The organism is Kitasatospora sp. NPDC002227 (genome assembly GCF_040296285.1).
GTDB lineage: Bacteria > Actinomycetota > Actinomycetes > Streptomycetales > Streptomycetaceae > Kitasatospora.
The window spans coordinates 213,322-233,850 of sequence record NZ_JBEOWY010000003.1 but is presented as its reverse complement, the minus strand read 5'-3'; the positions used below and the strand labels follow the sequence as shown (position 1 = coordinate 233,850).

16 protein-coding genes are annotated in these 20,529 nt (G+C 72.3%); 8 read left to right on the top strand and 8 right to left on the bottom strand.

All coding sequences use genetic code 11. The features are described from left to right. Positions 1-174: 174 nt before the first annotated feature. On the top strand, positions 175-2,556 hold the full coding sequence (locus ABT095_RS04700; protein ID WP_502884813.1) for a Tex family protein: 2,382 nt from the start codon (positions 175-177) through the stop codon (positions 2,554-2,556). Between the two features lie 29 nt (positions 2,557-2,585). Here ABT095_RS04700 and ABT095_RS04695 read toward each other — a convergent pair whose 3' ends face one another. Both ABT095_RS04695 and ABT095_RS04690 read right to left on the bottom strand, forming a co-directional pair. Further along, entirely contained in the window at positions 2,586-3,167 is a 582-nt protein-coding gene (locus ABT095_RS04695; RefSeq protein WP_350527813.1) for an NUDIX hydrolase, read from the bottom strand. Between the two features lie 101 nt (positions 3,168-3,268). Further along, the gene (locus ABT095_RS04690; protein WP_350527812.1) at positions 3,269-4,603 is read right to left on the bottom strand and encodes an SDR family NAD(P)-dependent oxidoreductase; all 1,335 of its coding nucleotides are present in this window, start codon (positions 4,601-4,603) and stop codon (positions 3,269-3,271) included. A gap of 196 nt (positions 4,604-4,799) precedes the next feature. On the opposite strand from ABT095_RS04690, the gene ABT095_RS04685 reads away from it, so the two are divergent. From ABT095_RS04685 to ABT095_RS04675, 3 genes are all read left to right on the top strand, one after another. Then, the gene (locus tag ABT095_RS04685; protein ID WP_350527811.1) at positions 4,800-8,615 is read left to right on the top strand and encodes an RHS repeat-associated core domain-containing protein; all 3,816 of its coding nucleotides are present in this window, start codon (positions 4,800-4,802) and stop codon (positions 8,613-8,615) included. A gap of 23 nt (positions 8,616-8,638) precedes the next feature. Beyond that, the gene (locus ABT095_RS04680; protein ID WP_350527810.1) at positions 8,639-9,196 is read left to right on the top strand and encodes a S1 RNA-binding domain-containing protein; all 558 of its coding nucleotides are present in this window, start codon (positions 8,639-8,641) and stop codon (positions 9,194-9,196) included. Positions 9,197-9,582: 386 nt separating this feature from the next. Next, positions 9,583-10,206 carry a LysE family translocator gene (locus ABT095_RS04675; protein ID WP_350527809.1) on the top strand — a complete coding sequence of 208 codons (624 nt, stop codon included), beginning with the start codon at positions 9,583-9,585 and terminating at the stop codon, positions 10,204-10,206. Positions 10,207-10,248: 42 nt separating this feature from the next. On the opposite strand, the gene ABT095_RS04670 is transcribed toward ABT095_RS04675, so the two are convergent. The 3 genes from ABT095_RS04670 to ABT095_RS04660 all read right to left on the bottom strand — a co-directional run bounded on the left by ABT095_RS04670 (position 10,249) and on the right by ABT095_RS04660 (position 13,693). Next, positions 10,249-11,757, bottom strand: a complete 1,509-nt coding sequence (locus tag ABT095_RS04670) for a carbohydrate binding domain-containing protein (protein ID WP_350527808.1) — start codon at positions 11,755-11,757, stop codon at positions 10,249-10,251. Between the two features lie 182 nt (positions 11,758-11,939). After that, the gene (locus tag ABT095_RS04665; RefSeq protein ID WP_350527807.1) at positions 11,940-12,815 is read right to left on the bottom strand and encodes an aldo/keto reductase; all 876 of its coding nucleotides are present in this window, start codon (positions 12,813-12,815) and stop codon (positions 11,940-11,942) included. Continuing rightward, entirely contained in the window at positions 12,812-13,693 is an 882-nt protein-coding gene (locus ABT095_RS04660; protein WP_350527806.1) for an NAD-dependent epimerase/dehydratase family protein, read from the bottom strand. The genes ABT095_RS04665 and ABT095_RS04660 overlap by 4 nt, the downstream gene beginning before the upstream one ends. A 99-nt stretch (positions 13,694-13,792) precedes the next feature. On the opposite strand from ABT095_RS04660, the gene ABT095_RS04655 reads away from it, so the two are divergent. The 4 genes from ABT095_RS04655 (at position 13,793) to ABT095_RS04640 (ending at position 17,209) form a co-directional block, all read left to right on the top strand. Then, a complete protein-coding gene (locus tag ABT095_RS04655; protein ID WP_350527805.1) occupies positions 13,793-14,692 on the top strand; it encodes a LysR family transcriptional regulator in 900 nt (299 codons plus the stop codon). 44 nt (positions 14,693-14,736) lie between these two features. Beyond that, positions 14,737-15,393 carry an RNA polymerase sigma factor gene (locus tag ABT095_RS04650; protein WP_350527804.1) on the top strand — a complete coding sequence of 219 codons (657 nt, stop codon included), beginning with the start codon at positions 14,737-14,739 and terminating at the stop codon, positions 15,391-15,393. Further along, the gene (locus tag ABT095_RS04645) at positions 15,390-16,157 is read left to right on the top strand and encodes a hypothetical protein (RefSeq protein ID WP_350527803.1); all 768 of its coding nucleotides are present in this window, start codon (positions 15,390-15,392) and stop codon (positions 16,155-16,157) included. The genes ABT095_RS04650 and ABT095_RS04645 overlap by 4 nt, the downstream gene beginning before the upstream one ends. A gap of 95 nt (positions 16,158-16,252) precedes the next feature. Continuing rightward, positions 16,253-17,209 (top strand): aldo/keto reductase, encoded by a 957-nt coding sequence (locus ABT095_RS04640; RefSeq protein WP_350527802.1) that lies wholly within the window; start codon positions 16,253-16,255, stop codon positions 17,207-17,209. Between the two features lie 51 nt (positions 17,210-17,260). Here ABT095_RS04640 and ABT095_RS04635 read toward each other — a convergent pair whose 3' ends face one another. The 3 genes from ABT095_RS04635 to ABT095_RS04625 all read right to left on the bottom strand — a co-directional run bounded on the left by ABT095_RS04635 (position 17,261) and on the right by ABT095_RS04625 (position 20,299). Further along, entirely contained in the window at positions 17,261-17,836 is a 576-nt protein-coding gene (locus ABT095_RS04635; RefSeq protein ID WP_350527801.1) for a GNAT family N-acetyltransferase, read from the bottom strand. A 78-nt stretch (positions 17,837-17,914) separates the two neighbouring features. Then, on the bottom strand, positions 17,915-18,583 hold the full coding sequence (locus tag ABT095_RS04630) for a nitroreductase family protein (protein ID WP_350527800.1): 669 nt from the start codon (positions 18,581-18,583) through the stop codon (positions 17,915-17,917). Positions 18,584-18,661: 78 nt separating this feature from the next. Then, on the bottom strand, positions 18,662-20,299 hold the full coding sequence (locus tag ABT095_RS04625) for an ABC-F family ATP-binding cassette domain-containing protein (RefSeq protein ID WP_350527799.1): 1,638 nt from the start codon (positions 20,297-20,299) through the stop codon (positions 18,662-18,664). Between the last annotated feature and the right edge of the window lie 230 nt (positions 20,300-20,529).

Genomic DNA, 20,529 nt, shown 5'->3' with positions numbered 1-20,529 from the left:
GATTGTCCGGTGTGACGGCACCCACCGGGCCCCGCCACCCCGGGTACAACGCGCCACGCCGCCCCGAGGGCACGACCCTGCCCTTCCCGGGCCGGGTACCTGCCAGAATGCAGGGCGTGCCCGGGGCTCCCCCCGGGCCGATCCCGACCCCGTATGGAGAAGGTGCCAGGCTTCGTGACCACGCCAGTGAACGTGTCCGTCGAACGCAAGATCGCCGAGGAACTGGGCGTCCGGGACGGGCAGGTGAAGGCCGCCGTCGAGCTGCTCGACGGCGGCGCGACCGTGCCGTTCATCGCCCGTTACCGCAAGGAGGTCACCGGCGAGCTCGACGACGCCCAACTGCGCACGCTGGAGGAGCGGCTGCGCTACCTGCGCGAGCTTGAGGAGCGCCGGGCGGCGGTCCTGGAGTCCGTCGAGGCCCAGGGCAAGCTGGACGACACCCTGCGCGCGCAGATCCTCGCCGCCGACTCCAAGGCGCGCCTGGAGGACATCTACCTCCCCTACAAGCCCAAGCGCCGCACCAAGGCCCAGATCGCCCGCGAGGCCGGGCTCGAGCCGCTGGCCGACGCGCTGCTCGCCGACCCGGGGCTCGACCCTGCCGCGACCGCCGGCGGCTACCTGGGCGAGACTGTGGCCGACGCGCCCGCCGCCCTCGAGGGCGCCCGCGCGATCCTGGTCGAACGCTTCGGCGAGGACGCCGACCTGGTCGGCAGCCTGCGCGAGCGGATGTGGACCCGCGGCCGGCTGGTCGCCACCGTCCGGGACGGCAAGGAACAGGACGGCGCCAAGTTCGCCGACTACTTCGACTTCGCCGAGCCGTACACCAAGCTCCCCTCGCACCGGATCCTCGCCATGCTGCGCGGCGAGAAGGAGGAGATCCTCGACCTGGAACTGTCCCCGCTGGACGGCTCCTCGGACAGCGATCTCCCCGGCGAGAGCGACTACGAGCAGCGCATCGCCGCCCGCTTCGGCATCGCCGACCGCGGCCGCCCGGCCGACAAGTGGCTCGGCGACACCGTCCGCTGGGCCTGGCGCACCCGCATCCTGGTCCGCCTCGGCATCGACCTGCGCACCCGGCTGCGCGCCGAGGCCGAGGAGGAGGCGGTGCGCGTCTTCGCCGCCAACCTGCGCGACCTGCTGCTCGCCGCCCCCGCCGGCACCCGCGCCACCATGGGCCTGGACCCGGGCTTCCGTACCGGCGTCAAGGTCGCCGTGGTGGACGCCACCGGCAAGGTGGTCGCGCACGAGACCATCTACCCGCACCAGCCCGCCAACAAGTGGGACGCCTCGATCGCGACCCTCGCGGCGCTGGCGGCCCGTCATCAGGTCGACCTGATCGCGATCGGCAACGGCACCGCCTCGCGCGAGACCGACAAGCTCGCCGAGGACCTGATCAAGCGTCATCCCGAGCTGAAGCTCACCAAGGCGATGGTCTCCGAGGCCGGCGCCTCGGTGTACTCCGCCTCGGCCTTCGCCTCGCAGGAACTGCCCGACCTCAACGTCTCCATCCGCGGCGCCGTCTCCATCGCCCGGCGGCTGCAGGACCCGCTGGCCGAGCTGGTGAAGATCGACCCCAAGTCGATCGGCGTCGGCCAGTACCAGCACGACCTCAGCGAGGTGAAGCTCTCCCGCTCGCTCGACGCGGTGGTCGAGGACTGCGTCAACGCCGTCGGCGTCGACGTCAACACCGCCTCCGCGCCGCTGCTCACCCGGGTCTCCGGCATCACCGCCGGGCTGGCCGACAACATCGTCGCCCACCGCGACGCCAACGGGCCGTTCCGGACCCGGCGCGCGCTCAAGGACGTGGCGCGGCTCGGCCCGAAGGCCTTCGAGCAGTGCGCGGGCTTCCTGCGCATCCCCGGCGGGGACGACCCGCTGGACGCCTCCAGCGTGCACCCCGAGGCCTACCCCGTGGTGCGGCGCATCCTCGCCGCGACCGGCGGCGACCTGCGGGCGCTGATCGGCAACTCCGCCGCCCTGCGCGCGCTGCGCCCCGGCGACTTCGCCGACGACACCTTCGGCATCCCGACCGTCACCGACATCCTCGGCGAGCTGGACAAGCCCGGCCGCGACCCGCGCCCGGCCTTCAGGACCGCGACCTTCAAGGAGGGCGTCGACAAGATCGGCGACCTGGAGGTGGGCATGGTCCTGGAGGGGGTGGTCACCAACGTGGCCGCCTTCGGGGCGTTCGTCGACGTGGGCGTGCACCAGGACGGGCTGGTGCACGTCTCGGCGCTGTCCAAGAACTTCGTCAAGGACCCGCGGGAGGTCGTGAAGCCCGGCGACATCGTGCGGGTGCGGGTGACCACGGTGGACGTGGCGCGCAAGCGGATCGGGCTGACGCTGCGGCTGGACGACGAGGTGACCGCCGGTGGTCCGGGCGGCTCGGGCCGTGACCGCGATCGTGGCCAGGGTCAGGGGCAGGGCCGTGATCGCGACCGCGACCGCGGCCAGGGTGGCCGTCCGCCGCGGCAGGACCGGCGGGGGCAGTCCTCGGCGCCGGCGCCGGGTGGGGCGATGGCCGACGCCCTCCGCCGCGCCGGCCTGACCAAGTAGCACCGGCGGGCTTGCCCCCGGTCGCTCGTTCAGCGGCCGGGGGCCGCCGCGGCTTCCCTGGACTCGACGGCGAGGCTGATCAGCTCGCCCCACCACGGGGCGCGGCCTCGGACCAGCAGGCGGCGGGCCTCCTCGGCCGGCATCGCGCGGACCTCCACCACCTGCTCGCCGTCCTCCGGGTTGGTGGGGGCGGAGTCGACGGTGACCTCCGCCCAGCCCCAGAGCCAGGCCTTCTCCGGGTGCGGCTGCCAGGGCCGGTACGGCTCGGGGTGGTCGGTGACACAGTGGTGCGCGCCGAGCCAGACGGGCGTGCCGGCCAGCCGCGCGCCCGCCTCCTCACGCAGCTCCCGGGCCAGGCAGGCCTCGACGCTCTCCTCGGCCTCCCGGGTGCCGCCGGGCAGGAACCAGTGCCCCCGGTTGTCCTTGCAGAGCACCACCCGGCCCTGCTCGAAGCCCACCAGGTGGATGTTGGTGATCAGCCCGTCCGGCGGCAGCTGCGCCGAGAACTGCGCGTCGATCCCGCCCCAGGCCCAGCGCTGCGGCGCGTGCAACTGCGGGAACCGGGCCGCCAGGTCCGCGAGTTCCCCTGCTCTCTCCGTGATGTCCGTCATCAGGTGATCGTAGTCCTCCGGCCGGGCGGCGGAGGCCGGTTCGGGGCGGCACGCGGCGGCTTCGTTCGTCGACCGACCGAGACGCTGTCAGCTCGGCCCGCTCACCACTCGGCCTCCTGGTAGTCCTTCAGGAACACCCCGGCGATCGGCTCGCCGGCCTCGCCCCGCACGATCGGGTGGTAGATCCGGGCGGCGCCGTCCACGGTGTCCAGCGGCGGCCGGAACCCCTTGGCGGCGATCCGGGCCTTGCGCGGAGCCGGGTTCTCGTCGGTGATCCAGCCGGTGTCGACCGCGCACATGTACACACCCTGGACGGCGAGTTCGGCCGCACTGGTGCGGGTGAGCATGTTGAGCGCGGCCTTGGCCATGTTGGTGTGCGGGTGGCCGCCGGTCTTGTTGCGGACGGCGAAACGGCCCTCCACCGCGGTCACGTTGACGATGTAGCGCCGCGGCTGCGGGCTGCTCAGCAGTAGGGGCAGCAGACGGTCGCAGAGCAGCGCCGGGGCGACGGAGTTGACCAGCTGGGTCTCCAGCAGCTCCGCCGGGTCGATCTCGCCGAGCCGGGCGGACCAGGAGTTGACCGGCTCGGTGTCCGGCAGCAGGCCGGACTCGGTGGTGAGAACGGCCAAGTCGGCGTTCGGGGACGCGAGTTCCAGGCTCGGCCGGTAGCCGGGGGCGAGCGCGACCTGGGCGGGCAGCGCACCCCGCTCGCCGGCGGTGAGCACCGCGTACGCCTCGGGCGGGCGGCGGACGGTCTGCGCGGCGTTGTTGATCAGGATGTCCAACGGCCGTCCGTCGGTGACCAGTTGCTCGCAGAGGCCGAGCACCTGGCGCGGGTCGCGCAGGTCGATGCCGACCACGGTGAGCCGGTGCAGCCACTCGCCGCTTCCGGGCTCCGCGTGGAAGCGCCGGAGGGCGTCCTGGGGGAAGCGGCTGGTGATGATCAGCTCGGCGCCGTCGCGCAGCAGCATCAGGGCGAGCTGGAAGCCGATCTTCACCCGGCCGCCGGTGAGCAGCGCGCGGCGCCCGCGCAGGTCGGTGCCGAGGGCGCGCCAGTCGGCGTTCTCCACCGCGCAGGCCGGGCAGAGCGAGTGGTAGAAGCCGTGCACCTCCCGGTACCAGCCTTTGCAGACATAGCACTTGTGGGCCCGGCGGTACGAGCCGACCGGCGCGGCGGTGGCCGGGAGCGCGAGCGGCACGTCCTCCGGGCGGTCCAGCGCCCCGGTCACGGTGGCGGCCGCCAACTCGCTGTCCGCGGCGACGGCCTGCGCCCGGTCGAGCCCGCGCCGACGGCGCCGCCCCTCGCGCACGAACACCTCCGCCAGCTTCTCCGCCCGCATCCGCAGCGGCTGGTCGGCGGGCATCGCACGCAGCCGCGCGACCAGCGCTTCGTACGCTGCCAGCTCGTCCTCGGTGACCACGCTTGTCGTGCGCATCTACCCTCCCCATCAGCCGTTTTCCGGGCACCCTAGCGTCGGCGGCCGACAGCCGGCACTCGATTAACCCGCGCGGGTTTTCGACTGTCGGCCCCGCGCCGGTCCTCCGTCGGCTACCTTCGGTACGCCCAAGCGCCGTGATCCACAGATGAGTTCGCGAGCGCACCACACGTACGCTCTCGGGGGTGAGCTGCGAGTGAGCAACCAGATCGTCAAGGCGCTGGAGCACGCGGCCCAGAAGGTCGGTACCGCGATCGCGAAGGATGCGAGCAAGGCCGTCAAGGACCTGTACCACTCGGCGGGCAAGAACCTGAAGAAGGTCGCGGCCAACGTCCGTGAGGTGGAGGAGAAGCACGCCAAGGACCTGGCGAAGGCCTTCGAGGGCGGCAAGGGCGAGGGTCACCACCCGCACGCCCCCAAGGGCGGCGGGCCGAAGGGCCACGGCCACCCCAAGGGGCGCGGCCGCGACCAGGTCAAGGACCCCCGCACCGAGGGCCGCGACCACGGCACCCGCAAATGCCCGGGCGAGCCCGTCGACATCGCCACCGGGCGGATGTTCATCGACCAGACCGACGCGTCCCTGCCCGGCTCGCTGCCGCTGCTGTTCACCCGCAACTTCGAGTCCGGCCTGCTGACCGGCCGCTGGATGGGCCCGAAGTGGCTCTGCACCTTCGACGAACGCCTGGAACTCGACGAGCAGGGCGTCGTCCACATCCGAGCCGACCGCATCACCCAGGCCTTCCCGTACCCCGAACCGGGCGACCCCGTCTATGCCTCCGCCGGCTCCCGCCACGAACTCGCCCTCGAAGACGGCCTGTTCACCGTCACCGACCCGGCCACCGGTCTGGTGAAGACCTTCACCCCCGACGGCGACGAAGCCCTCCTCACCGAAGTCCGCGACCGCCACGGCCGCCACTACACCCTCACCTACGACCCCGACGGCACCCCCCTCTCCATCACCCACTCCGGCGGCTACCGCCTGCTGGTCACCGTCGAACACGCCCGTATCACCGCCCTGCGCCTGGCCACCCCCGACGGCGACGCCCTGCTGACGCGCTACGGCTACACCGACGGCCACCTCAGCTCCGTCTACAACTCCTCCGGCAAGCCCCTGCGCTTCGCCAACGACACCGCCGGCCGCATCCTCTCCTGGACCGACCGCAACAACTCCCAGTACCGCTACAGCTACGACGCCTTCGACCGCGTCACCGACGAAGGCGGCACCGACGGCGCCCTCCGCTTCCACTTCACCTACGGCAGCCCCGACCCCGCCACCGGCCTGCGCGAACACACCGAGACGAACGCCCTCGGCCACACCACCACCTACACGATCAACCACCACGCCCAGGTCGCCGCCGTCACCGACCCCCTCGGCCACACCACCACCTACGAACGCGACGAGTACGACCGCCTGTTGAGCGAGACCGACCCCCTCGGCCGCACCACCCGCTACGAGTACGACGGCGCGGGGGACCCCATCAGGATCACCCGGCCTGATGGTGAACGGATCACTGCCGAGTACGCCGACGGCCTCAGTCTGCCCACCCTCGTCCTCGAGCCGGGTGACGTCGTCTGGCGCCAGACGTACGACAGAACCGGCCTGCGGACATCGCTCACCGGGCCCACAGGAGCGGTCACCACCTACGGTCATGACGAGCTGGGCCATCTGGCCTCGATCAGCGATGCCCTGGGGAACAGCACTTTCATCCGGTGCAACCCGGCGGGCCTACCGGTCGAGATCACCGATCCCTCGGGTGCCGTGACGCGGTACGAGCGCGACTCCTTCGGCCGGGCCACTGCCATCACCGAACCGCTCGGCGGTGTCGTCCGGATGGCCTGGACGGTGGAAGGGAAGCTGAGCTCGCGGACCGCTCCCGACGGGACAACGGAGACGTGGACGTACGACGGTGAGGGCAACCGGCTCACCCACACCGACCAACTCGGGCAGGTGACCGCCTTCGAGTACACCCATTTCGAAACCCTGGCCGCTCGTACCGGCCCTGACGGTGCTCGGCACTCGTTCGAGCACGATGCCAATATGCGGCTGGTCGGAGTCACCAATGCGCTGGGGCAGCAGTGGACTTACCGCTATGACGCTGCCGGACGCCTGGTCGGAGAGTGTGACTTCGCCGGGCGGACGGTCGAGTACCGGTTGGACGCCGTCGGCCAGATTACCGCCCGCACCAACCCGCTCGGCCAGCAGACCCACTACACCTACGACCTGCTCGGCCTGACCACCACCTCGGAGACGGCCGGCCAGATCACGAGTTACCGGTACGACCGAGCTGGGCACCTCGTCCGGGCCACCAGCCCGACCGTCGACCTGGTCCGGGTCGTCGATCCGCTCGGCAACCTGCTGACCGAGTCCGTCAACGGACGTACGCTGACCGTCCGGCGCGACGTTCTCGGTCGCCGTACCGAGCGAACCACCCCGGGCGGTCACACAAGCTCCTGGGTCTACGACGCCTCCGGCCGCCCCACCTCGTTGCGCACCGGCGAGGGAACCATCGACTTCGCCTACGACGACGGCGGACGCGAGCGGCGTCGGACAGTCTCGACAACGCTGAGCCTCGTCAGCATCTGGGACGGCATGCACCGCCTCACCGGCCAGTCCCTCAGCACTGAGTCCGGTCCGCTGCAAGAGCGCCGTTTCAGCTACCGGGCCGACGGCAGGCTCACCTCCGTCGACGATCAGCTCACCGGGCGGCGCTCCTTCGAACTCGACCGGGCGGGCCGGGTCACCTCGGTGAGTGCTGCTACCTGGACCGAGGCCTACGCCTACGACCCCACCGGCAACCTCACCGAGGCGGACTGGCCCGCGGCAGGCGCCACAGCAGCGGCGCTCGGCGCCCGCAGCTATCACGGAACCCAGCTCGTCGGCGCCGGGCGCGTCCGCTACGAGTACGACGCCGCTGGTCGGATCGTCCTGCGCCAGGTCACCCGGTTGTCCCGGAAGCCGGACACCTGGCAGTACAGCTGGGACGCAGCCAACCGGCTCACCCAGGTCACCACCCCTGACGGCACCGAGTGGCGATATCTCTACGACCCGTTCGGCCGACGCATGGCCAAGCTCCGGCTCGCTGCTGACGGCGTCGGTGTCGAGGAGCAGACCGACTTCACCTGGGACGGGTCCGTCCTGGCCGAGCAGATCACCACGGCGGGGTATCTCCCGGGCCCGCACACCCTCAGCTGGGACCACCGGGGCCTCCACCCGATCGCCCAGACGGAACGCATCGCCACGCCTGCGCGGCAAGCCGGATCACCGGACAACGTCGACCGCCGGTTCTTCGCCATCGTCACGGACCTGGTCGGGACCCCGACCGAACTCGTCGATACCGCCACCGCGACGATCGCCTGGCGCGCCAGTACCACTCTCTGGGGGAACACCACCTGGTCCAGTACCAGCGCCACGTACACACCGCTCCGGTTCCCCGGCCAGTACTTCGACCCCGAGACCCGGTTCCACTACAACCTCAACCGCTACTACGACCCGGAGACCGCCCGCTACGTCACGCCGGACCCGCTCGGTCTGGCGCCGGCACCGAACCCGGACACCTATGTCCACAACCCGCACACCTGGTCCGACCCGCTCGGCCTGTCGCCGCACCCGCCGAAGTCGAGGAGCCTCTTCCGAGCGCCGAAGACGGGGACCAAGGCCCAGGCGGAACACGGCCTCGACCCGGGTGCTCACGGTGCCAACGGGCGGCACAGCGGTACCGCCTACCTCGGTGAGACCGGCGGCGTGGCCGGACAGTACGCGGGAAGGACCGGCTTCGAGGACGGCTTCTGGGAGTACAAGATGAAGCCTGAGTTCGAGCAGGAGTTCCCGGCCGACAACCCTAGGTACCGGCGCATCCACCAGAACTCCCGCGGCTCCGAGGAGTATGAATGGATCATCGACCAGGAGCACATCCCCCGGTTCAACTCCCTCATCGCCGAGGCCAAGTGGTGGAATTGGAACCACGACGCCCAGATGGGCTGGAGCGACGACGGTGAGATCTTCGAGGGATAGCCGTACCGGAGAGAGGCGTAGAGGTGGACAGGTCTGGCATCGAATCGTTGCAGCCCGGCGAGGTGCGCACGGGCGTGGTGTCGTCCGTCGCCCACTTCGGAGTGCTGGTGGACATCGGCGGCGGAGTGGAAGGCCTGGTCACCGTTCCTCAGGTGTCCTGGCAGCGCCTCGGCGACCTCTCCGAGGCGGTGAGTGTCGGAGACGAGGTGAAGGTCGTCGTCCTCGGGATCGACCCGGAGCGGGGGGACGTCGCGCTGTCCATCAAGGACTTGTCTCCCGATCCCCTCCAGGATTTCGCTCGCACCAAGCTGGGGCAGCGGATCAAGGCCCGAGTGACGACGATCGCACCGATCGGATTCTTCGTCGAGGTCAGCGAGGGCATCCAGGCCCTGGTGCCCCTGGCCGACCACGCCGACCGTACGGCCTTCGACCCGCAGGCCGGCGATGAGGTGTTCGTCGAGGTCCGCGGAGTCAACCTGTACACCCGCCGTGTCACAGTCTCACTGACCGACGTCAGCTGCAGCGGACCTGGCGGCGGGCCGGGGACGGATGCCATGCCGCCTACACCCATGAACACCTGAGCCGGCGGTCGAGGATCGGGACCGGTACGAAGGGGCACGAAGTCCTGACCCCAGTACATCGTGGATCTGGGCCGTCGAGGTGCTCGGACTGATGGCGGGAAGCGCCGGTGAGCAGCTCGCCTACGGAAGGAGGCCGGCAACCAGGCGCGGGGTCCACATCTCCGGGCCCCGCAAGCTCATCAGGGAAGCCTGGACATCAACGGGCGCCAGCACCTCCAGCGCCGCCGGGTCGATCAACTCCATCGCCACCCTGGCCCTCGGATCCGGAGTGGGAGATCCTGCGCCGGGGAGCGGCCGTCTGTCTGGCGAGGATGGCGGAGCTCATCGGGGAGGAGGCGTGAGCTGCTAGGTTGCGGCGGAGCGGACGGGTGTACGGAGGTAGTGGTGTGATAGGGCTGGGAGCGATAGCGGGGATCGCGGTGGTGGCGCTCGGCATGGTGCTGACGCCGGGGCCGAACATGATCTACCTGGTGTCGCGGTCGATCACGCAGGGGCGGCGGGCGGGGCTGGTCTCGCTGGCGGGGGTCTTCCTGGGCTTCCTGGTGTACCTGTTCGCGGTGTCCGCCGGGATCGCCACCGTCTTCGCGCTGGTGCCGGAGATCTACCTGGCGATCAAGCTGGCCGGCGCGGGCTACCTGCTGTGGCTGGCCTGGAAGGCCGTCCGGCCCGGCGGGAGGTCGGCCTTCCAGGCCCAGGAGCTCGAGCAGGACGGGCCGCGAAAGCTGTTCCTGATGGGCTTCCTCACCTGCCTGCTCAACCCCAAGGTGGCCATTCTCTACATCTCGCTGCTGCCGCAGTTCGTCGACCCGTCGCGCGGCCATGTCGCGGTGCAGGGGCTGCTGCTGGGGCTGACCCAGATCGCGGTCGGGGTGGCGGGCAACGCGTTCTTCATCGTGACGGCCGGCTCGGTGGCCGGCTTCTTCGCCCGCCACCCGCTCTGGCAGCGGCTGCACCGCTATGCGATGGGCACCGCGCTGGCGGGCTTCGCCGTCCGGATCGCGGTGGAGTAGTGACGGGTGGCGGGCCGCCGGAGCGGTCCGCCACCACGGGCGTCAGCCGGTGTACTGCGCGAAGATCTTCGAGAACTCGTACGGCGTCTGCGGGATGTTGGTGCACTTGAACAGGGCACCGGTGCACGCGTTGGCGTCCCGGCTCTCCTCCCAGAAGCCCAGCACGCCGAGGTGGTGCTGCTTGGCGAAGGCGACCAACTGCTGGGCGGCGGCCTGGTTGTAGATCTGGTGATCGTCGTTCTCGCCGAGCATCGGCGTGACACCGGTCATCGCCCAGAGCTGGGCGTCGGTCCTGGCCGGGTAGAGCGCCTTGATCTGGTCGTGGGTGGACTGCGCCGCCTGGACGGCCGCGTCGCCGTAGTTGGTGTTCGGGCGGCCGTAGTCCATGGCCATCACGTTGACCACGTCCACGTTCACCCCGGCGTTCCGGGCCGACTGGACGATGGAGACGCCGTCGCTGGTCAGGCCCTCGGGCAGCACCGGCAGCGTGAGCGAGACCTTCAGACCGGGGTGGGCGGCCTGCAGCTTGGCCAGCGCGGCCGAACGGCGGTCGTTGGCGGCGTGGTCGGCGACGGCCGCGCCCTCGATGTCGAAGTCTATGTACTTGAGGTTGTAGGCGTTGACCACGGCGTCGTACTCGTTGAACAGCGAGGTGACGTCGGTGCAGGCCTGGGCCAGCTCGGTGCCGGCCTCGCCGCCGAAGGAGATCTTGACGTCCCCGCCCGCCGCGCGCAGGGCGTCGATCTGATCCTTGGCCCAACCCGCCTTCGGGTCATAGGCGTTGAACCAGCTGGCCTTGCAGCCGACGGCCGTCACGAAGGCCAGCGTGAAGGACTTGAGGTTGCCGCCCGCGGCCATGTCCTTGAGGACCGGCACCGGCCAGGCCCCCATGTCCACGTACGGCGCGACCGGGACCGCCACGTTCGGGGGCGGCGAGGACGGCGAGCCGGTGGGGGAGGAGGACGGGGACGGCGAGGAGCTGGGGGAGCTCGGCGGCGGGCTGGAGGGCGGGGTGCCGCCGGGGCCGCTGAGCACCAGGTCGTCGGCGAGGTAGGCGCCCTGGCCGTACCAGCCGTGCAGGTAGATGTTCACGCTGGTGGTGCTGGGACCGGTGGTGAAGCTGGTGCTGAGCTGCTGCCAGCCGCTGCCGCCGGGCGTCCAGGTGGCGGGGTCGGTGACGCCCGCGCCGGTCGCGCCGAGGTAGACGTAGTTGCCCTGGACCCAGGCGCTGAGCGAGTACTTGGTGCTCGGCTGCACGGTGACGGTCTGCGTGCACTGCGCGGTGTCGCTGTTGCCCACGGCGCCCTTGAGCGCGTACGTGCCGCTGTGCGCACCGGAGTTGACCACCGAGCCGGCGCCGGCCGAGCAGCTCCAGGGGCTGAGCGAGCCGGTCTCCAGGCCGGGGTTGGCCAGCAGGTTGCCGGTGACGGTGTCGGCCTGGGCGGTGACCGCGAGGGTGGTCAGGCCGCCGACGGCCAGGGTGGCGGCGCAGAGCAGGGGGAGCAGCTTGGCCCGGGCGGGGGCAGGCGGGCGGTGGTGGGCGCGTGGCATGTGGGGTGCCTTTCGGGACGTGCCGTGGGGGAGGCGACGGCGCAGCCCGGATGATCAGGCGTCAGGTCCGGCCGCGCTGCCGTGACTTCAAAATGGACTAGACCAACTGTTCACGTCAAGCACTCCGCCGCGGTTTAGGCCCCGGTTAAGGTTGGCCACCCTTGCCCGACCCTTGATCTTGCTCAGCCGCCGAGCGCCGCCAGCTCCTCGGCTGCGAGAGTGAGCGCGGCTGCCGCCGCCGAGTCGCGGACGGAGGCCGGGCGCCGCGCGCCGGGGATCGGGATCACCGCCGGGGACTGCGCCAAGTGCCAGGCCAGACAGACCTGTTGCGGGCTGACGCCGTGGGCGCGGGCCAGCGTGTGGAACGGGCTGTCCGAGGGCGGGGCGGCGGTGCCCGGATCGTCCACCGCGCTGGGCGAGATGCCGCCGAGCGGGCTCCAGGGCAGGAAGGCCAGACCGAGCTCGGTGCACAGGTCGAGGGTGTCGCGGGTGGCGAGGTGGGCCGGGGAGAAGCGGTTCTGGACCGAGACCAGCCGGTCACCGAGGATCTCCCGCGCGGTACGGATCTGCGCGCAGCTCACATTGGAGAGCCCGACCGCCCGGACGGTGCCGGCGTCGGCCAAGTCCCGCAGGGCGCCGACCGATTCGGTGAAGGGGACGGCCGGGTCCGGCTTGTGCAGCTGGTAGAGGCCGATCGCGGCCACGCCGAGCCGGGCCGCCGAGGCCTCGGCCGCGCGGCGCAGGTGCTCCGGCCGGCCGTCCACCGTCCAGGATCCGTCGCCGGGCCGGCCCCGGCCGCCCTTGGTGGCCACCAGTACGTCGTCGGCGCCGGGGCCGTAGGTGGCGAGCGCCCAGGCGACCAGCCGTTCGTTGTGGCCGAGTTCGCCGGCGTGCCAGTGGTAGGAGTCGGCGGTGTCGATCAGCCGGACACCCGCGTCGAGCGCGGCGTGGACGGTGGCGATCGCCTGGGCCTCGGCGGGGCGGCCCTCGACGGAGAGCGGCATCGCGCCGAGGCCGACGGCACCGACCGGGACGCCCCCGATGTTCCGGGTCATCATGAGCGGGCCTCTTCGACGGCCTGCGGCAGCCAGTCGGCGACGGTGGAGAAGCCGAAGCCCAGGGCGGCGGCCCGGGTGGTGTCGACCGCGTAGCAGCCCGCGAAGGAGAAGGGGGAGCCGGCCCCGACGGCGAGGCGGGGCTCGGCGCCGAGCACCCGGCCGACCGCCGCGCACAACTCGCGTACGTCCAGGGCTCCCTGGGAGGCCGCGTTGACCGGGCCGGTGAACTCCGCGGTGGCGGCCCAGGCCAGGAACCGGGCGATCTCCGCCTCCTGGACGAAGGAGGCGGGCTGCGGGTCGGCGTGGACGCCCACCGGGCGGCCCTGGCCGATCCGCTCGACGTAGTGGGCCAGGCGCCCGGTGAAGTCGGCGCCGCCGAGCACGTGGGCGGTGCGGACGGTGACCAGCTCGAACGGAGCCTCGCGGGTGAGCAGGGCCTCCGCCTGGCGCTTGCCCTCGCCGTAGTGGTCGGACCGGAACTCCTGGCTCGCCCAGGGCAGGCTCAGGTCCACCGGGTGGGTGGCGGGGTCGAAGGCGGACTCGGCGAGCGCGGGCCCGCCGGGGCGGGCGAGTTCGGCGTAGACCTCGACGGTGGAGGTCAGCAGGTAGCGGGGGGTGCGGTCGGCGAAGACCCGGGCGGCGATCGCCGCCTGCACCGGTGTGTAGCAGACCTGGTCGATCACCGCATCGAAGCGCCGGTCGCCGAGTGCGGCGCGCAGCGCGGCCTCGTCGTCGCGGTCGGCGCGCAGGTGGGTCACGCCCTCCGGCGCCGGGATCGAGCCGCGGTTGACCACCGTCACCGCCGCACCCGCGTCCCGCAGGCCTTCGATCAGCCGCCTGCCGAAGTAGCGGCTCCCGCCGATCACGCATACGTCCATGTCAACGCTTCCCTTCCGGTCTGTTCCTGGTGACCAGCCTGTCGGACGGCGGTCGGCAGCGGTAGTGTCGACCTGAATGTCTCGTCATTAGGAGAACTGTTGATCGACGTCCAGCGTCTCGCGGTGCTGCGGGAGGTCGCCCGGTGCGGCAGCTTCAACCAGGCGGCCCAGGTGCTGCACTGCACCCCGTCCGCCGTCTCGCAGCAGATCGCCGCGCTGGAGCGCAGCCTCGGCGCACCCGCCGTCGAACGCTCCACCCGGGGTGTCCTGTTGACGGACGCCGGCCGGCTGCTGGTGGAGGCCGCCGAGGCGATCGCGGCCGAACTCGCCGACACCGAGCGGCGGGTGGAGCGGCTGACCGCGGAGCGGACGGCGCTCACCGTGGCCACCTTCGCCAGCGGCGGCCGACGGCTGCTGCCCGAGGCGCTGGGCGCCTTCGCCGCCGACCACCCGGAGGTGGAGCTGACCGTCCTGGAGGCGGAGCCCGAGGAGAGCCTGCCCGCCGTCCGCGAGGGCCGGGCCGACCTCGCCCTCGCCTACCACCTGGACGGCCCGCCGCCCGCCCGCCCCGGCGACCGCTCCGGCCTGGACTGGACGCCGCTCGGGGAGGATCCGCTGCGCGTGGTGCTGCCGCGCCACCACCCCGCCGCGGCCCGGACCGAACCCCTGCACCTGGCCGAACTGACCGACCAGCGCTGGATCCTGGGCTGCCACAAGTCCGCCGGGCAGCTGGTCCGGTTCGCCGCCCTGGCCGGGGTCGAGCTGCGGATCTCCTGCACCGCGACGGACTACGACTTCGCGCAGTCCCTGGTCCACGCGGGCATCGGCATCGCACTGATCCCCGAGATCGGCCTGGCCCGGCACCCGGCGCTGGTGGACCTTCCGCTGGCCGAGCCCGCCCCGCGCCGCCACCTGGGGCTGGCGCTCGCCCGCCGCCGGCGCGGGCGCACCGCCCGGCTGGCCGAGGAGCTTGCCGCCCGGCTGACCGGGCGGATGTGAGGCGGGTCACGGCAACGGCCGGGTGCGGCCGGACAGGTACAGACGTGGAGACATCGATACGAGCCCGGATCCGGGCCGGGGACGCGGCGGCCTACGGGCAGCTCTTCGAGGAGCACGCCCAGGCCGTGCACCGGCATGCCCTGCGGATGACCGGCGAGTGGGCGGTGGCCGAGGACGTGGTCTCGCTGACCTTCCTGGAGGCCTGGCGCCTGCGCGCCAAGGTCGAGCCGGAGGGCGAGAGCCTGCGGCCCTGGCTGCTCGGCATCGCGACCAACGTCATCCGCAACACCCGCCGGGCCGCCCGCCGGCACCAGAAGGCGCTCGCCAAGCTGCCGCCGCGCGAGAGCCTGCCCGACATCGCCGTCGAGCTGACCGGGCGGATCGCCGATGCCGAGCAACTGGCCGCGGCCAAGGCCGCGTTGGAGCGGCTGCGGCCGGCCGAGCGGGAGGTGTTCGCGCTCTGCGTCTGGGAGGGGCTGGACCATGCGGCCGTCGCGGAGGCGCTCGGCAAGCCGGTCGGCACCGTCCGCTCGCGGCTCTCGCGCGCCCGCGCCCGGCTGCGCGAGCTGACCGAGAGGGAGCTCGCGGCGGCCCGGAAGGCACGCAGCGCCGAAAGGGACCTGCAACGCGGCAGGGCCTACGGACAGGTACCAGGTGACCGCACCTTCGCGGTCCGGCCGAGCAAGGAGACGATCCGATGACTGCCACCCCCCGCCCCCGGTCCGAGGAGGCCGAGCGCGCGGAGCTGGCCCGGCTGCTGCCGGCCGCGGCGGCCCCGGACCTCTCCCCGAGCCGTCACCTCCTGCTGAAGGAACACCTGATGGACACCGTGACCGAGCAGCACACCCCCGCCCCCGCCCGCAGGCGTCGCAGCCTGGCGCTGAAGGTCGCCCTCCCGGCGCTGGTGGCCGCCGGTCTGGCGGCCGTCACCCTGGCGGCCAACAGCGGGCCGGGCGGGCAGCCCGCCACCGCCGGTGGCGCCCGGCCGGGCACCATCTCGACGGTGGCGTACACGCTGGAGAGCACCGCCGACGACCAGGTGACCCTGACCGTCCTCGAGTACGCGAAGACGGTCGACGTCGAGCAGCTCCAGCGCGACCTGGACCGGCTCGGGGTGCCCAGCCGGGTCTACGCGGGCGACCCGGGCTGCCGCGCCCCGGAGCCGAACTATCCCGACAACGGGGGCACCCCGCTGGAGGGCGCGGCGGACACGCCCGCCAACCGGGTCGCGCGGGACGGCTGGGACATGGAGACAGCTCACAACAAGACTGTCCTCACGGTGCGGCCCAAGGCCATCCGGGCGGGCCAGCAGCTGTTCATCAACTTCCCGCTCGCCCGCACCAGCCCGGCCAACAGCTTCAGGAATCTCCACGCGGGCCTGATGACGCTGCCCGCCCCCGCCTGCATGGCGGGAGAGGAGTTCGTCAACCCGCTGGCGAGCCTGTACCCGACCCCGGGGCACTGACACCCGTTCGCTCGGTCGGCCTTGCCTTGGAGTGCACTCCAAGCGGCACAGTGGGTACCGGCAACGGCCGACGGAGCGAGCGGAGAACAGCAGCGATGCGTACCACCACACTTGGCGCGAACGGTCCCGAGGTCGGCGTGGTCGGGCTCGGATGCATGGGGATGACCTGGGCGTACGACCCGGCCGGGCGCAACGACGAGGCCTCGGTGGAGGTGCTGCGCACGGCGCTGGACCTCGGGGTGACGCTGATCGACACGGCGGACATCTACGGGCCGTACGACAACGAGGAGTTGGTCGGGCGCGGGCTCGCCGGCGGGTACCGGGAGCGGGCGGTGCTGGCCACCAAGGTCGGGCTGGTGCCGGGCGGCGAGGGGGTCCGGGCGGTCAACAACGGGCGGCCCGAGCACGTGCGCGCCGCGATCGACGCCAGCCTGCGGCGGCTCGGGGTCGAGTACGTCGACCTGTACCAGCTGCACCGGGTGGACCCGCAGGTGCCGGTCGAGGAGACCTGGGGTGCGCTGGCCGAGGCGGTGCGGGCGGGCAAGGCGCGGGCCATCGGCCTCTCGGAGGTGACGGTGGAGCAGATCGAGCGGGCCCAGGCCGTGCACCCGGTGGCCTCGGTGCAGTCCGAACTCTCGCTCTGGACGCGGGACGCGCTGGCCGAGGTGGTGCCGTACACCGAGCGTCACGGCATCGCCTTCCTGCCGTTCTCGCCGCTCGGCCGGGGCTTCCTGACCGGGAGCATCACCTCGGCGGCCGACCTGCCGGCCGATGACTGGCGCTCGACCCTGCCGCGCTTCCAGGAGGAGGCGCTCCAGGCCAACCTGGTGATCGTGGCCAAGGTGCGGGAGATCGCGGAGCGCCTCGGGGCGACCCCGGCGCAGGTCGCGCTGGCCTGGGTGCTGGCGCAGGGCCGGTACGTGGTGCCGATCCCGGGCACCAAGACGCCCAAGTACCTGGTGGAGAACGCCGGTTCGGCCGAGCTGGTGCTCTCGGCGGCCGACCTGGCGGAGCTGGACGCGCTCCCGGCGCCGGTGGGCGGCCGGTACTGAGCCGTCCGAAAGGGGGTGGTGCGGCGTGAACTGCCGCACCACCCCCGGTGGTTACTGCTGCTGGGTCCAGATCTGCAGCGAGCCGCTCTCGCCGGGCGCGGTCGGCTCCTGCTCGCGGACCTCGGCCAGCCGGTAGCCGAGCTTGCGCGGCACGGCCGAGCTGGCCAGGTTGGCGCTGTCGGTGTGGATCTCGACCCGCTCGATGTGCGGCAGGGCCAGCGCGGCCTCGGTCAGCACCCGGGAGCAGTCGGTGGCGATGCCCCGGCCGGTGTGCGAGGCGGCCATCCAGTAGCCGATCTCCAGCGCGCCCGCGCCGACCCGCCCGTGCAGACCGAACGCGCCGATCACCTCGCCGGGGGCGTCCTCGGCCCAGACCAGGTACATGAAGTCCGTACCCGCCTCCCAGGCGTCGATGCCGGCCTGGATCATCGCCTCCGTGCGCTCGAGGGCCGGCTTCGAGGTGGCCCAGGGCATCCACGGGCGCAGGTGTTCGAGGTTGCCGGCGACGGCGTTGTTGAGCGGTACGGCGTCCTCGACCGCGCGGCGGCGGAGCGAGACACCCCCCGGCAGCGAGAACTGCTCGGGCGGGCGGACGACGGTGACAGGTTCTTCGGCGGTCTGACTCATGACTGGGATTATCGTCGCTGGTCAGCCGCCTGGCCACTGCCTTTCCGCCGTCGGCCCGCCAACTCGGGGCAGACGCTGTCAGAGCCGGACCAACACCTCGTCCAGCCCCTTCCGGTGCAGATCAGGCACCCGGGCGCCGTCCGCCGGGTATCCCACCGGGATGACGTAGGCGGCGCGCTCCTCCTGCGGGCGGTCGCACACCTCGTTGAGGAACTTCATCGGGCTCGGGGTGTGGGTGAGGGTGGCGAGCCCGGCCTGGTGGAGCGAGGCGAGCAGCAGGCCGACGGCGATGCCGACCGACTCCTTGGTGTAGTACGGGCGCGGCGAGTCCGGCCCCTTGTGCACCTCGAAGACCACGATCACGGCGGGCGCGTCCTCCAGGAAGGGCTTGCGCCAGTCGGTGCCGATCGGCGCCAGCGCGGCCAGCCACTCGGCCGAGGCCCGGTGCGCGTAGAACTCCCGCTCCTCCGTCTCGGCGGCCTCCCGCAGCCGCCGCTTGCGCTCGGGGTCGGTGATCACCACGAACCGCCAGGGCTGGACGTGCGCGCCGCTGGGCGCGGTGGCCGCGGTACGGATCGCGCTCTCGACCACCCCCTCGGGCAGCGGGGCGGTGGAGTAGTCGCGGACGGTGCGGCGCCGGTCCATCACCTGGTGGAAGGCCTCGCTGCGGGCCAGCGCCTCATGGGCGGGCACGGCCATGGGCTGGAGCGGCACGGTCGGGTAGGCCGTGCTGTCGGTTGCACTCATGGCCGACAGCAGAGCACACGGCGGCGGCCCGGCTCAATGGCCCGATTGGATCAGACCACTGGGCCGCCGCCCGCGAGCTCAGCTCTGCCGGACGGTGCCGTCCGCGACCTCCCAGCGCCGGTTCACCGAGACGGTGTCCAGCATCCGGCGGTCGTGGGTGACCAGCAGCAGGGTGCCGGTGTACGAGGAGAGCGCCGACTCCAACTGCTCGATGGCCGGCAGATCCAGGTGGTTGGTCGGCTCGTCCAGGACCAGCAGGTTCACCCCGCGTGCCTGCAGCAGGGCCAGCGCGGCCCGGGTGCGCTCGCCGGGGGAGAGGGTGCCCGCCGGGCGCAGCACGTGCGCGGCCTTGAGGCCGAACTTGGCCAGCAGGGTGCGCACCTCCTCCTCGGAGAGCTCGGGCACGGCCGCCCCGAAGGCCGCCGCCAGCGGCTCGTCGCCGAGGAAGAGCCCGCGCGCCTGGTCGACCTCGCCGACCACCACGCCCGAGCCCAGGTTCGCGCTGCCGCTGTCGAGCTCGAGCCGCCCGAGCAGCGCGGCCAGCAGGGTGGACTTGCCGGCGCCGTTCGCCCCGGTGATGGCGACCCGGTCCGCCCAGTCCAACTGCAGGTCGACCGGGCCGAAGGCGAAGTCGCCGCGCTTGGCGGTGGCGGCCCGCAGGGTGGCGACCACCGAGCCGGAGCGGGGCGCGGTGGCGATCTCCATCCGCAGCTCCCACTCCTTGCGCGGCTCCTCGACCACGTCCAGGCGCTCGATCATCCGCTGGGTCTGCCGGGCCTTGGCGGCCTGCTTCTCGGTCGACTCCTGGCGCGTCGCGCGCGCCATCTTGTCGTTGTCGCCGCCCTTGCGGCGCGCGTTGCGCACGCCGTTCTCCATCCAGCCGCGCTGCATCCGGGCCCGCGCCTCCAGGCCGGCCTTGGTGTCGGCGTACTCCTCGTACTCCTCCCGGGCGTGCCGGCGGGCGGTGGCCCGCTCCTCCAGGTACGACTCGTAGCCGCCGCCGAAGAGGTTGACCTGCTGCTGGGCGAGGTCCAGCTCGAGCACCTTGGTGACGGTGCGGGCCAGGAACTCGCGGTCGTGGCTGATCAGTACGGTGCCCGCGCGCAGGCCCTTGACGAAGGACTCCAGCCGCTCCAGGCCGTCCAGGTCGAGGTCGTTGGTGGGCTCGTCGAGCAGGAAGACGTCGTAGCGGGAGAGCAGCAGCGAGGCGAGGCCGGCCCGGGCGGCCTGGCCGCCGGAGAGCGCGGTCATCGGCAGGTCGAGGCTCACCTTGAGGCCGAGCTGCTCGGCCACCTCCTCGGCCCGCTCGTCCAGGTCCGCGCCGCCCAGCTCCAGCCAGCGGTCCAGGCTCTCCGCGTACGCGTCGTCGGCGCCGGGGCGGCTCTCGACCAGGCCCTCGGTGGCCAGGTCGAGCGCGGCCTGCGCCTCGGCCACGCCGGTGCGGCGGCCGAGGAAGTCGCGGACGGTCTCGCCCTCGCGGCGCTCGGGCTCCTGCGGCAGGTGGCCGACGTTGGCGGTCGGCGGGCTGAGCTTGAGCGAGCCGCCCTCGGGCGTGTCCAGCCCGGCCAGCAGCCGCAGCAGGGTCGACTTGCCGGCGCCGTTGACGCCGACCAGGCCGATCACGTCGCCCGGCGCGACCACCAGGTCCAGCCCGGAGAAGAGGGTGCGGTCGCCGTGGCCGGCGCTGAGATCCTTGACAACGAGAGTGGCACTCATGATGCCGTCGATCCTACCGAGCGGCCGGTCGCGATAAATCGCTTGCGGCCCCCGCCGGGCCTCGCTATCTTCATGATCAGCCCCGCAGGCAAGCAGGGCTTGTTCCAACCACACGTCTGGAGAAGGCCGTTGCTCTACTGAGGTCATGAGACACCGCCCCCCGCGCTCACCTGTGTTGTCGGTGAACCGCGGCGAGTGAGCGTGCCGACCTCAGCGCGAGCCTTCGCTCC

Excerpts from the sequence above, each read along its gene's own strand:
- ABT095_RS04690 (WP_350527812.1), bottom strand. The coding sequence starts at position 4,603 with ATGCGCACGACAAGCGTGGTCACCGAGGACGAGCTGGCAGCGTACGAA.
- ABT095_RS04665 (WP_350527807.1), bottom strand. The coding sequence starts at position 12,815 with ATGATGACCCGGAACATCGGGGGCGTCCCGGTCGGTGCCGTCGGCCTC.
- ABT095_RS04635 (WP_350527801.1), bottom strand. The coding sequence starts at position 17,836 with ATGAGTCAGACCGCCGAAGAACCTGTCACCGTCGTCCGCCCGCCCGAG.
- ABT095_RS04640 (WP_350527802.1), top strand. The coding sequence starts at position 16,253 with ATGCGTACCACCACACTTGGCGCGAACGGTCCCGAGGTCGGCGTGGTC.
- ABT095_RS04625 (WP_350527799.1), bottom strand. The coding sequence starts at position 20,299 with ATGAGTGCCACTCTCGTTGTCAAGGATCTCAGCGCCGGCCACGGCGAC.
- ABT095_RS04630 (WP_350527800.1), bottom strand. The coding sequence starts at position 18,583 with ATGAGTGCAACCGACAGCACGGCCTACCCGACCGTGCCGCTCCAGCCC.
- ABT095_RS04695 (WP_350527813.1), bottom strand. The coding sequence starts at position 3,167 with ATGACGGACATCACGGAGAGAGCAGGGGAACTCGCGGACCTGGCGGCC.
- ABT095_RS04645 (WP_350527803.1), top strand. The coding sequence starts at position 15,390 with ATGACTGCCACCCCCCGCCCCCGGTCCGAGGAGGCCGAGCGCGCGGAG.
- ABT095_RS04660 (WP_350527806.1), bottom strand. The coding sequence starts at position 13,693 with ATGGACGTATGCGTGATCGGCGGGAGCCGCTACTTCGGCAGGCGGCTG.
- ABT095_RS04670 (WP_350527808.1), bottom strand. The coding sequence starts at position 11,757 with ATGCCACGCGCCCACCACCGCCCGCCTGCCCCCGCCCGGGCCAAGCTG.